Source organism: uncultured Psychrobacter sp., assembly GCF_947500265.1.
GTDB lineage: Bacteria > Pseudomonadota > Gammaproteobacteria > Pseudomonadales > Moraxellaceae > Psychrobacter.
Map to the genome: position 1 here is coordinate 135264 of NZ_CANMRN010000001.1, position 12085 is coordinate 147348.

Consider the following 12085-nt stretch of genomic DNA (forward strand, 5'->3'; position numbering starts at 1 on the left):
AAAAATAAACAGTAAAAGCAATGCGCTATCTGTGTTTTCTGATCTTTGATGTCACGTTGCTATCCTTTTTTAGTTGTACTGCTAACAGGATTTTAGACTACCATGAAATCAACTATCGAGTTACTTGAGCATACTGATTTTCCAGCGATAAAACGACGTCAATTGACGATATTACAAGTCAATATGGGCTACTTATGCAATATGTCTTGCGTGCACTGTCATGTGGCTGCCAGCCCTTATCGTACTGAAATGATGTCACGTGAGTTGGTTGAGCTGATACCGGAGGTATTACAAGCACAAAACATCGATACGCTTGATTTGACCGGCGGTGCGCCTGAAATGCATGAGGATTTTAAGTATTTGGTCAAGGCTGCTCGGGCATTAGGTGTCAAAGTGATAGACCGCTGTAATCTGACCATTCTGATGGAAGAGGGTTATGAGGATATGGCGCAGTTTTTAGCAGACAACCAAGTTGAAGTGGTAGCATCTTTGCCTTGTTACTCCTTAGAAAACGTAGACAAACAGCGCGGCAAAGGTGCGTTTGACGACAGTATATTGGGATTACAGAAGCTCAATCAGTTGGGCTATGGCAAGTCTGATTCAGATTTAACATTAAACTTGGTCTTCAATCCGCAAGGTGCGACCCTGCCACCCAATCAACAACAGCTTGAAGCCGACTATAAGCGTGAGTTAAAAGCACACTTTGATATTGAGTTTAATCATCTATTTGCCCTAACAAATATGCCCATTCAGCGTTTTGGGGCGGTGCTATTGGCAAAAGACCAGTTCCACCCGTATATGGATTTGCTCAAAGCTAATTATATGGCTGCTAATCTGGCCGAGGTTATGTGCCGTTCGACCATTAGTATCAATTGGTTAGGTGAGCTATTTGATTGTGATTTCAATCAGCAGTTAGAGATACCTGTCCCCAACAAGTTACGGCGACACCTAAGTGATTTGTTAACGCAAAACCCGTCTGGTGATGACATTGCCATTGCTGACCACTGCTATGGCTGTACAGCAGGACAGGGCAGTAGTTGTGGCGGCGCGTTAGAAGAAGAGACAGTAGAATCAGTGCTAGCAGGCACGCCTTAGTAGTCCTAATATAAGTAATTCTAATGTAAGTACTTTTAATATAAGCACTTTAAGCCTAAGCACTTTAAACATAGGTGCTTTTAGCATACATAAAAATTTAGATAAAAAACAACCAGTGTAAACGGAGTAAGCCTTATGTCGGTATTTAATTTTTCAGCGAAAACGTTGTTCGCCCAACCAGTGATTGCCACGACTATTTTATTAGCAAGCGTGGCTGCTCATGCTGACTTCAACCATCAGAGCTGGGATAGCTTATTAAATAAGCATGTGACCATGACCAACGGTGGCAAAGCTTCAGTGGTCAATTATGCTGGCATGAAAGCAGATCAAAGTAAGCTGACAAGCTATCTGGAAGCGACAAGCAAGGTATCTCAATCAGAGTTCAATCGTTGGAGTAAAAATGAGCAGTTGGCATTTTTAATCAACGTTTATAACGCTGGTACGGTTGATTTGGTATTGACGAAATATCCAAACGTCAAATCTATCAAAGATATTGGCGGACTGTTTGGGTCACCATGGAAGCAAGAGTTTGTTTCGCTACTTGGTAAGACGCACTCACTTGATGATATCGAGCACAACCTGATTCGTGGTTCTAAACGCTACAACGATCCGCGCATTCATTTTGCGGTCAATTGTGCCAGTATCGGTTGCCCTGCACTGCAAGATGATGCCTTTACCGGCAAGCGTTTAGTCAGTCAGTTAGAGCAGGCAACGTCTAAGTTTTTAGCAGACAGTAGCCGCAATAGTCTCAAAGGCGATACGCTAAGAGTGTCACCAATTTTTAAATGGTATAAAGAAGATTTTGCAACCAATTGGCGTGGCACAAAAGATTTAGCAGGGTTTTTGGGTCGTTATAGCTCGTCACTAGGATTGAGTAAAGCTCAGACAGCGGATCTCAAACAAGGCAAGATAAAAATCAGCTATACCGATTACAACTGGAATTTGAATAAAAAATAAGCCAGTTTTTAATGTTATTAGCTGATTCATGTGACGGTGTATCCATTGAACCTATCAATTATTGTTCCTTTATTAAATGAAGCGGATAACTTGCCTGAGCTTATTGCTCATATTGGCCGTCTCGATCCAGCACCGCAGCAAGTAATATTGGTCGATGGTGGTTCAGTAGATGGTTCGGTTGCTATCGCCAAAAGTGTGCTCGAAAGTATAGAGATTGTTCAATCAATCATTGATTGGCATATTATCGAATCTACCGTAGGACGCGCTCAGCAAATGAATGCGGGCGCTATGTTAGCAACAGGTGATGTGTTGCTATTTTTACATGCCGATACTGAGCTGCCAGCTGACGCGATAGATAACGTTCAGCAGGCAATAGCTCAGTATGACTGGGGACGATTTGATGTGCGCTTAGACAGCTGTGAGCCATTGTTAAAAATCGTCGGGTTCATGATAAATAAGCGCTCACGCTTAGTGAGTATCGCCACTGGTGATCAAGCAATTTTTATCAAAAAGTCTTTGTTTGGGCGAATGCATGGCTATCCTGATCAGCCATTGATGGAAGATATCGAGCTGTGTAAGCGGCTAAAGAAAATTGCTCGACCAGCTTGTCTAAAAAGTAAAGTCATAACATCCGCGCGGCGTTGGCAGCAACATGGTACATGGCAGACAATTTTTTTGATGTGGCAGTTGCGCTTTGATTATTGGCGCGGCGTATCGCCTAATGTTTTAAAGCAACGCTACTATAATTAGTGAAGCTGTTTGATTTATCAACATGATAGACAAGATAAGAAAGAGTTCATCCTCGTGCATTTGACTAATTGAGAGACCGTTATAGTGACAGCTGATTTATCTGCAAGACAGCAAGATACCTGTATCATTCTGTTTGCAAAATATCCAGCGCCTAATAAGGCAAAGACTCGTTTGCAACCAGCGTTAGGGGTAGATGGTGCTGCACGTATGGCGAGGCAACTATTACTGCATAGTATTGAGCAGGCTATTGATACGGGCTTTTCCGTTGAGTTATGTATGAGTCCAGCACCAACAGATCCATGCTGGCATGCGCTTGATTTGCCCAACTCGTTGCGCTGGTCTGCTCAGGCCGATGGTGATTTGGGTTTGCGTATGTTGATAGCCAGTCAGCAAGCATTAGAATGTTTTCAAAAGGTTGTGTTAATTGGTACGGACTGTCCTAGTCTTACGTCAGCATGTATTCAGACAGCGGTACATCAGCTAGATCAACATGATGCGGTCATGATTCCAGCGACCGACGGTGGTTATGTACTGTTAGGATTTAGAGAGGTTGATGCAAGCTTGTTTTCGGACATTATCTGGAGTACGGCTAGCGTGGCGACTGTGACCCAGCAGCGTATGGCGGATTTGGGTTGGACATTGGCACTGTTAACACCGTTACATGACATTGATGAGCCTAAAGATCTAGTACATTTGCCGTCAGGCTGGTTAGATTCTCACGTCAATATTAAGGTCGATAATAGCTGATAACGCTTCATTGAAAAATGGATTAATAAACTCACTAACGTAGTTGTATATTCTAAGATGATTTACTAGGGCGTGTCCTCAATTCAATCGATAGTTATCTAAATGGGTTAAAAATGGCTAAATCTTGCCAAACGGCGTCAAATAGCTGACTAATATCTCGATATTATCTGCGCTATTTTCCTTGTTTGACTGCAATTTATCTCATTTTTATCACCATTTTTAAAATGAGGACACGCCCTAATACTTTTAACCGGATGGTACATTTAATAAGGATATTGTTATGCATGACGTCGTGCAAAATTACTATGGAAAAGAGTTACAGAGTACCGATGATTTAAAGACTTCGGCTTGTTGTGATATCAGCAATATGCCTGAGTGGCTCAAGCCATTACTCGCAAATATTCACGATGAAGTATTGAATCGCTATTACGGCTGTGGTCTGGTATGTCCAGCACTGCTTGAAGGCTGCCGAATTTTAGACTTGGGTAGTGGCTCAGGCCGAGATGTCTATGCACTAGCACAATTGGTTGGTGAGAGTGGGCACGTAGTCGGTGTTGATATGACCGATGAGCAGCTAGCCGTGGCCAGACAGCATAAAGCCTACCATGTCGATAAGTTCGGCTATGACAATGTGACATTTTTGCACGGCTATATCGAGAAACTAGATGAACTAGACCTTGAGGCTAATAGCTTCGATATTATCGTCTCAAACTGCGTTATCAATCTATCACCAGATAAAGCCGCGGTTATGGCCAGTGTGCAGCGTTTACTGAAACCTGGTGGGGAGTTTTATTTTTCTGACGTCTATGCCGATCGCCGTATCCCGCAACACTTAACCGATGACCCAGTCTTATATGGTGAATGTTTGAGCGGCGCATTGTATTGGAAGGACTTTACCCGTTTGTCACGAGATGCAGGATTCTTAGACGTACGTTTGGTTGAAGATCGCCCACTTGAGATTACAGATCCCGCTTTGGCAGCTAAAATTGGTGATATTCAGTTTTTCTCTGCGACTTACCGTTTGTTTAAGATAGCGTCGCTTGAGGATGCTTGCGAAGATCACGGACAAGCGGTGATATATAAAGGAACTATCGAGCAGTCCCCGCATCGGTTTGATTTAGATAAACATCATGCTATCGAAGTTGGTCGGGTATTTCCAGTATGTGGCAATACATTTAGAATGCTACAAGAATCACGCTTTGCGCCGCACTTTGAGTTTATCGGTGATGAAAGTCGCCACTACGGTATTTTTGCAGGTTGCGGTGAATTAATGCCATTTAATCAACCTATGATGCTGGCATCTGGTACAGGTGGTTGTTGCTAACATTAAAGTAATGTATTTAGCATAAATTTAAATATACATGCTCAATTATAAAAAAGGCCATTATTTTAGATAATGGCCTTTTGTGATTCAATGGGAAACAGCACGATTAAAATTAGACCGATTAGCAGTAGTCAGTCCAAAATGGAGAGTACGTATTAAGATTACGTTAGCAAGGCGGCCAGTCTAATCTTGGTATGCTCGTCCATCGCATCTATAGGTGTGACCAATGCTTGCGCGAGGGCATTGTGGGCGATTGAGTCAGGCAGTTCAGCGGCAATTAAAGCAACGGCTTCTTTAATCACTTTTTGAGCATTGTCCGCATTTTTCATTAGGTTCTGTATAGCATAGTCGGCACTGACGGCTTCTTCCGTTGGATGCCAACAGTCGAAGTCTGTCACCAGAGCTAACGTGGCATAAGCAATACTGGCTTCACGTGCCAATTTGGCTTCTGGCATATTGGTCATGCCAATAATATCTGCCTGCATCTGACGATACCATTCTGACTCTGCCCGAGTTGAGAATTGAGGCCCTTCGATACAGACATAAGTTGCCTTAAAATGACTGCTACCTTCTACAATATTTGCTTGGTCATAAGCGCGCGTCAAGAGTTCTGCTAGGGCAGGGCATAGTGGGTCTGCCATCGACACATGGGCGACGGCACCCTCACCAAAAAAGGTACTCACTCGCTGCTTGGTCATATCAATCATTTGATCAGGCACGACCATATCTAATGGCTTAAGATGCGCTTGCAATGAGCCAACTGCTGATACGGATACGATATAGCGTACCCCAAGCGTTTTTAGCGCATAGATATTGGCACGATAAGGCACTTCAGACGGGGTCAGTCTGTGGCCCTGACCATGCCGTGTTAGAAATGCGACTGTCACTCCCTCAAGCTCACCTAAGACAATATCATCAGATGGACTGCCATAAGGCGTCTGTATCGTTACACTGCGTTTGTTGGTCAGCGATGACATTTGGTAGAGACCGCTACCACCAATGATAGCAATATCAGCAGATAACGTTGCCAGTACTTCCGTGTGGGGTATTGTCATAAGGACTATCCGAGTAGATTAATAAAAGAGAGACACAGACTAGTGCCATGTAATATCCTGAACCAAAAAATAGCTCAGATAAAATATAGCAGAACTTTTGTCCTTATAGTTATAAATCGAGAATTCTCATTAATTTGCTATATCTAAAAATTCCTAAGAAATAATGCGATATGGCAATATTTTTCAGATATCGATAAAGGTTTACAATAGCGACAATTTTTGTTTTAATATTTATTAAATGAAACTTTGTTTCGCATAGCAAAACATACATATATATTAGCTCAATTAATGAATGGCCTATATTTTCTCTAATAGCTTTAAATATAAGGTATTGAAAGAAAAAGAGAAAGTAAGCTAAGGTTTATTTATTGGTAGAATTACTATATTATTACTCGTCTGTAACGTATTTATGTATAAATACGGATATTGTTAAACGTATAAAACCGATTACTTCAAGGATGAATTCAATGCTTAATTCTTTAAAATCCCCATTACTTTTGTCAGCTATGTTGAGTGCTGCGTTAGGTTTAACTGCATGCTCATCTCCAAGCTCAGAGGGCAGTGATACTGCATCTGCAGATAGCGCGGCAACAGATACTGCAGCAGATAAGCTTGATACTAAGTTTTTGACCATCGCTACTGGCGGTGCGTCTGGCCCTTACAACATTATTGGTACTTCATTGTCTGAAGTCTATGTCAAAACTTTTGGCGTAAACTCAAAAACTCAAACCACTGGCGCATCAGTCGAAAACGTCAATCTATTGACCCAAGGCAAGGTCGACATGGTCTTAGCACTAAGTGACGTAGTGACGGATGCTGTCGAAGGTAAAAACAACTTTGAGCAGCCAATCACTAACATTCAACAGATTGCTGTTTTGTACCCTAATGTGGTGCAAATCGTAACTTCAAAAAAATCTGGTATCAAAAACATTGAAGATTTACGAGGCAAGCGTATTGCGGTAGGCGATCAAGGTTCTGGTACAGAAGTCAATGCTCGTACTTTACTGGAAGGGTTTGGTATCACATATGATGATGTCACCGTTGATTATCTAGGCTTTGCTGAAGCTGCTGATGGTATGAAAGCAGGTAAGATCGAAGCGGCATTCTTTAGTAGTGGCCTACCAAATTCATCTTTGATGGAGTTAGAGCAAGGCTTAGATTTACAGATTGTCACTATCAACCAAGACAAGCTAAAAGAAATCATCGCGACCAAGCCTTACTTCAAAACCTTTGAGATTCCTGCTGGCACTTATGGCAACGAAACAGCCGTACCAACTGCTGCAATCATGAATGCATTATTGGTTAGCTCTGATCTATCTGAAGCGGATGGTTATAAACTAACCAAAGCATTGTTCGATAATTTAGATGGTCTAAAAACAGCTCACCAAGCGGCCAATGATATCAGTCTAGAAACTGCTCGTGATGGCATGGTAGCCCCAATCCATCCTGGAGCTAAAAAGTACTATGACGAACAAGCAGCCAAGTAATTCATTATGGTTATCAACTGGCGCGGCATTTATTGCAGCGCTGGTTTTTTTTACGCTATGGTTAGGCTCTACGCTTCAGTCTGTCGTTGAAGTGCGAGTCGCAGGCGTAGACGGTGCTGATGATAAGGTTTGTTACTTCACTGAGCCTGATTTTCAGCTACGTTGGATACATTCTGTAGAAAAACAGTGGTGGGAAGAGCAGTATCAACGCATAGACGGCAGCAGTACAGAAGGTGCGGAGCTGTTACTGACCACGACCTATTTTGAAGCGTTCGGTGCAGGGACACCCTCCACCGAAATGCTCGCTCCTATACAAAAGCCTGGCTATCTGGGTTATCAAATCAACGAAAAACTGCCTCGCCTTAATTGGGTCGTATCTAGACTGACCAAAGGGGAAATGGATTATGGTGGTCATCGTTTCTTGATTCACCAGTGGGTGCCAGACTATTCTGAAGTGGTGATCATGCCTAAGACGTATGATTTAATTGATAGATTTAAAAAGGACTTTTGTCATGAACTCCCAAGTGACGGATCAAGGTAGTGTGACTACCATGCCAGATGCTCAAGTTGATAACGATGCTGAGGCGGATGCGGTCAACCGAGCAGTATTGGAAAAATATGACCGAGAGTCAATCACGCGTCATATCACTCAAGGACCAGTGAAGTATTTTATCGCTGGCATTTGTATACTCTATTCACTGTTTCATTTATATATCACTTTTAATCCAATGCCAGCACTGTTACAGCGCTCTGTACACGTGGGTGTTGGTTTTGCATTGATATTCCTAATTTTTCCAGCCAGCAAAAAAAGCAGTCGCAAACGAGTGGCATGGTATGACTGGATTTGGTTTGCCTTGTCTTTATCTGGTATGGGCTATCTCATCTATGAATATCAAGATATCGTCACCTCGCGTGGCGGTATGGCCAATCAGGTCGATGTGATATTTTCCTTGATTACGGTAGTCTGCGTACTAGAAGGCAGTCGCCGTATCACTGGTTGGATTTTGCCAATCTTGGCCGGCATATTTTTGGCGTATCCATTTGTTAGTCATTTAGATTTTATGCCTGATAGGCTTTTGACTCGCCCTTATGATATGGGTGATATCTTTGGTCAATTATTCTTAAAAACAGAGGGTCTATACTCTGTTGCGATTGGTGCATCGGTCACCTTTATCTTCTTATTCATTCTGTTCGGTGCATTCTTAGCACGTTCGGGAATGGGGCAGTTATTTAATGACTTGGCATTGGCCATCGCTGGTCATAAAAAGGGCGGGCCTGCAAAAGTAGCGGTTATCTCTAGTGGCTTTATGGGCAGTATCAATGGCTCAGCTTTATCAAATGTGGTTAGTACGGGTGCTTTTACCATTCCGCTGATGAAAAAGGTCGGCTATCATAAAGATTTCGCAGGTGCAGTTGAAGCCAGTGCTTCAGTTGGTGGACAGATCTTGCCACCGATTATGGGTGCCAGTGCCTTTATCATGGCTGAGACAACAGGCTTGCCGTATAGCACGATTGCCTTAGCAGCATTATTGCCAGCGATATTGTACTATTTAGGCGTCATTGCGCAGGTGCATTTCCGCGCTGGACGTCGCGATCTAAAAGGTATTGCTAAAGAAAATTTACCAGCGGTCAAAGAGGTACTAAAAGCCCGCGGTCACATGCTATTGCCGATTGTCTTCTTGATTTTCTTATTAATCAGAAACGTACCTGTGGGATATGCAGCAGCTTATACCATTGGCTTTACCGTTGTGATCAGTATGCTACGTGCCGAAACGCGCATGAGCTTTTCTGATATTTTGGGTGCATTAGAAGATGGTGCGCGCCAGTCACTAGCGGTCATGGCTGCTTGTGCGGTAGTCGGTATTATCATTGGGGTTGTGAGCCTGACCAGTTTTGGTACGGTGATGACATCCTCTATCGTGACCTTAGGTGCAGGATCGCTATTCTTTACGCTTATCTTGACGATGTTGGCATCAATGGTTTTGGGCATGGGGCTACCCTCTATTCCTGCCTATATCATTACGGCGACGATGGCTGCACCAGCATTGGCTGGTTTTGATATTCCAATCTTGTCAGCGCACATGTTTGTTTTCTATTTTGGTATCTTTGCCAATATTACACCGCCTGTGTGTCTTGCAGCCTTTGCGGGTGCAGGTATATCCGGTGGTGATCCGATGAAAACAGGGTTCTTATCTCTCAAACTTGCCCTCGCGGGATTCATCGTGCCGTTCATGTTTATCTATAATCCAACGATGTTGATGATAGATCCAACTGGTTTAGCAGTCACGGCAAAAGATTTCCCGCTGCCACCTATTGTAGATATCATTACAGTGGTAGTGACTTCGGTAACTGGTGTTATTGCGCTGAGCTCGGCACTTGAAGGCTACTTCAGAGGCAGTATGAATACGGTAACTCGTGTTATCTTAGCTATTGGTGCTTTACTATTGATTTATCCTGAGATTACGACTGGTATTGCAGGTGGTATTATTGTTCTTGGTATTGCTGCATTCAATATAAAAACAGCTGGAAAGCCAACGCCAACTTTAACCGTGTAAAGCGTTAGGTTTAATCATTCTTAAATCTAACAAAGCTCAAAAAAAGGGTGAATAACAAATTTGTTATTCACCCTTTTAATATTTTTAAGAGATGTTTTAGCGACTGCTGTTCGCAACTATTCTCACATCACTTTATTGCTAAATTAGCAGCCAAGTTTACCTTCAGCTTCTAATGCTTTTTTGCTACGGATAGGTGCTGGGCAGTCTTCGCCATAGTACTGACGATCGGCAAAGTAGCTTGAGCGTACCATTGGACCTGCCCAAATGCTAAAGAAGCCAATCTTTTTACCGTAGTCCATATAGCGTTGGAACTCGTCTGGATGGACATAACGATCAACAGGCGCATGGTTTTTGCTAGGCTGTAGATACTGACCAATAGTAATCATATCTACATCATGAGCTTTTAGATCATCGAGTAGGGCATAGATCTCTTCTTCCGTCTCGCCAAGACCAACCATAAAGCCGCACTTGGTGGCGATATCAGGACGACGCTCTTTATAAATCTTAAGCAAATCTAGCGAATGCTGATAGTCAGAACCTGGACGGAAGGCTTTGTATAGACGTGGCACCGTTTCGATATTATGGTTAAACACATCTGGTGCAGTCTCTGTCAATAAATCCAACGCAATATCCATACGACCACGAAAATCTGGTACTAGGATTTCAATCAAGCAATTTGGGCTAAGCGCTCTTGATTCGTTTAGCACTTCTACAAAATGTCCAGCACCGCCGTCTTTTAGATCGTCACGATCAACAGAGGTGATTACGGCATATTTAAGCTGTAGACCTTGAATCGTCTCAGCAGTATGACGCGGCTCATCCTTGTCTAGCTCATTAGGACGACCATGACCTACATCACAGAACGGGCAGCGACGCGTACAGATATCACCCATGATCATAAAGGTGGCTGTACCATCAGCGAAGCACTGTGGCAGGTTAGGGCAGGCCGCTTCTTCACAAACGGTATAAAGCTTTTGCTCACGTAAGGTTGCTTTGATACGAGCGACTTCAGCAGGCGAGGACATTTTTACCCGAATCCAATCAGGCTTTTTCTTTGCCTCGACAGTCGGAATCACCTTAATTGGGATACGGGCAACTTTGTCATAGCCACGTAGCTTTTCGCCTTGGATGGCTTTTTTTGGTTTGACCTTAGCAGCAGGTACATGTGTTTGTACGGCAGTTGTCATAATGGAGTTATCTCTTAACCCTTTATATTATAAGGGTTTATGGAATTATCAGAATGTTTTATGAGTGCAGATATTATAGCAGAAATTTGGTCGTCAATTTTTAAACAATATTGTTAAGATTACTATGATTGCTCGGACGACCATAGTTTTAAATATCTATATCGATTTCTAACTCATTCAGTATATCTATGGCAGCGCGAAACGCTTCTTGAGTAGCAGGTGCACCGCAGTACGGCAAGCTGTGCATGAGCACTTCTCTAATCTCAGCGACACTAGCCCCGTTGTTAATGGCACCGCGTATATGTCCTTTCAACTCATTTGGGCTTTTTTGGGCAATTAAAAAGGCAATAGTGATTAATGAGCGATACTTGCGCGGTAATACTGAGTCGTCTTGCCAAGTACTGCCCCAAGCGTGTTCGATAATCCAGTCTTGCAGTGGTTGGGTAAATCCTGTGGCAGCATCAAGCGAGCGTTTGACATGCTGCTCACCCATGACCTCAGTGCGTACCTTGAGACCATTGTCATAGTTAGGATTGTTGTCCGTATTGCTATCAGTCATATTATCGTCCTTAATGTTTTACCAAAATGTTTTTACCAAATCGACTGTTAATCAATCGACTGTTAATAAATCGATATTGCTACATTTTTTTAAGCGAGACTTTATCGAAGTTGTTTCTTACAAAAGCGTATATCAGTCATATGGTGTCTGCTCAGTCATAAAGCAAGTACTTATTGATAAGCGTAATCAGGCAAATGCCAGTTATAATGAGCGCTACAATCATATTATTGATGGCACTATTTTTATAATAAATGTTCAATATGGCCTTACTATGCGCCTTTTCAGAGCTGAGCCATTAACATTTAAAGCGTTTTAAGCTATGATTGCACGGATAATTATTTCATATAGTATATAGACGCAGGCAGTCAT

General features: G+C 42.7%; 11 protein-coding genes. 8 read left to right on the plus strand and 3 right to left on the minus strand.

Features of this window, described 5'->3' with window-relative positions; translation table 11 throughout:
• Positions 1-102: 102 nt before the first annotated feature.
• The 5 genes from arsS to Q0788_RS00605 all read left to right on the plus strand — a co-directional run bounded on the left by arsS (position 103) and on the right by Q0788_RS00605 (position 4873).
• The gene (gene arsS / locus Q0788_RS00585) at positions 103-1095 is read left to right on the plus strand and encodes an arsenosugar biosynthesis radical SAM (seleno)protein ArsS (protein ID WP_298807208.1); all 993 of its coding nucleotides are present in this window, start codon (positions 103-105) and stop codon (positions 1093-1095) included.
• A 135-nt stretch (positions 1096-1230) separates the two neighbouring features.
• Positions 1231-2052 (plus strand): DUF547 domain-containing protein, encoded by an 822-nt coding sequence (locus tag Q0788_RS00590; protein WP_298807209.1) that lies wholly within the window; start codon positions 1231-1233, stop codon positions 2050-2052.
• A gap of 36 nt (positions 2053-2088) precedes the next feature.
• Positions 2089-2802, plus strand: a complete 714-nt coding sequence (locus tag Q0788_RS00595; protein WP_298807659.1) for a TIGR04283 family arsenosugar biosynthesis glycosyltransferase — start codon at positions 2089-2091, stop codon at positions 2800-2802.
• Between the two features lie 84 nt (positions 2803-2886).
• The gene (locus tag Q0788_RS00600; protein WP_298807210.1) at positions 2887-3549 is read left to right on the plus strand and encodes a TIGR04282 family arsenosugar biosynthesis glycosyltransferase; all 663 of its coding nucleotides are present in this window, start codon (positions 2887-2889) and stop codon (positions 3547-3549) included.
• Between the two features lie 280 nt (positions 3550-3829).
• Complete coding sequence (locus Q0788_RS00605) at positions 3830-4873, plus strand: methyltransferase domain-containing protein (RefSeq protein ID WP_298807211.1); 1044 nt, start codon at positions 3830-3832, stop codon at positions 4871-4873.
• 161 nt (positions 4874-5034) lie between these two features.
• On the opposite strand, the gene mtnP is transcribed toward Q0788_RS00605, so the two are convergent.
• On the minus strand, positions 5035-5928 hold the full coding sequence (gene mtnP / locus Q0788_RS00610; protein ID WP_298807213.1) for an S-methyl-5'-thioadenosine phosphorylase: 894 nt from the start codon (positions 5926-5928) through the stop codon (positions 5035-5037).
• 467 nt (positions 5929-6395) lie between these two features.
• On the opposite strand from mtnP, the gene Q0788_RS00615 reads away from it, so the two are divergent.
• From Q0788_RS00615 to Q0788_RS00625, 3 genes are read left to right on the plus strand one after another with little or no spacing between them, the layout of a single operon-like run.
• Positions 6396-7415 (plus strand): TAXI family TRAP transporter solute-binding subunit, encoded by a 1020-nt coding sequence (locus tag Q0788_RS00615; RefSeq protein WP_057760864.1) that lies wholly within the window; start codon positions 6396-6398, stop codon positions 7413-7415.
• Complete coding sequence (locus Q0788_RS00620; protein WP_102092890.1) at positions 7393-7956, plus strand: DUF1850 domain-containing protein; 564 nt, start codon at positions 7393-7395, stop codon at positions 7954-7956. Before Q0788_RS00615 ends, Q0788_RS00620 begins: the two co-directional genes overlap by 23 nt.
• A 10-nt stretch (positions 7957-7966) precedes the next feature.
• Positions 7967-9970 carry a TRAP transporter permease gene (locus tag Q0788_RS00625; protein WP_298807661.1) on the plus strand — a complete coding sequence of 668 codons (2004 nt, stop codon included), beginning with the start codon at positions 7967-7969 and terminating at the stop codon, positions 9968-9970.
• Between the two features lie 143 nt (positions 9971-10113).
• Here Q0788_RS00625 and lipA read toward each other — a convergent pair whose 3' ends face one another.
• Together lipA and Q0788_RS00635 are read right to left on the minus strand one after the other, a co-directional pair.
• On the minus strand, positions 10114-11157 hold the full coding sequence (lipA, locus tag Q0788_RS00630; RefSeq protein ID WP_298807214.1) for a lipoyl synthase: 1044 nt from the start codon (positions 11155-11157) through the stop codon (positions 10114-10116).
• A gap of 148 nt (positions 11158-11305) precedes the next feature.
• Positions 11306-11716: a carboxymuconolactone decarboxylase family protein gene (locus Q0788_RS00635; RefSeq protein WP_057760859.1), complete on the minus strand. Its 411-nt coding sequence runs from the start codon at positions 11714-11716 to the stop codon at positions 11306-11308.
• Positions 11717-12085: the final 369 nt, after the last annotated feature.

What these genes read in the sequence shown, in the direction of transcription:
- Q0788_RS00605 (WP_298807211.1), top strand. Translation starts at nt 3,830, where the DNA reads ATGCATGACGTCGTGCAAAATTACTATGGAAAAGAGTTACAGAGTACC.
- lipA (WP_298807214.1), bottom strand. Translation starts at nt 11,157, where the DNA reads ATGACAACTGCCGTACAAACACATGTACCTGCTGCTAAGGTCAAACCA.
- Q0788_RS00625 (WP_298807661.1), top strand. Translation starts at nt 7,967, where the DNA reads ATGCCAGATGCTCAAGTTGATAACGATGCTGAGGCGGATGCGGTCAAC.
- Q0788_RS00590 (WP_298807209.1), top strand. Translation starts at nt 1,231, where the DNA reads ATGTCGGTATTTAATTTTTCAGCGAAAACGTTGTTCGCCCAACCAGTG.
- Q0788_RS00620 (WP_102092890.1), top strand. Translation starts at nt 7,393, where the DNA reads ATGACGAACAAGCAGCCAAGTAATTCATTATGGTTATCAACTGGCGCG.
- mtnP (WP_298807213.1), bottom strand. Translation starts at nt 5,928, where the DNA reads ATGACAATACCCCACACGGAAGTACTGGCAACGTTATCTGCTGATATT.
- Q0788_RS00615 (WP_057760864.1), top strand. Translation starts at nt 6,396, where the DNA reads ATGCTTAATTCTTTAAAATCCCCATTACTTTTGTCAGCTATGTTGAGT.
- Q0788_RS00635 (WP_057760859.1), bottom strand. Translation starts at nt 11,716, where the DNA reads ATGACTGATAGCAATACGGACAACAATCCTAACTATGACAATGGTCTC.
- arsS (WP_298807208.1), top strand. Translation starts at nt 103, where the DNA reads ATGAAATCAACTATCGAGTTACTTGAGCATACTGATTTTCCAGCGATA.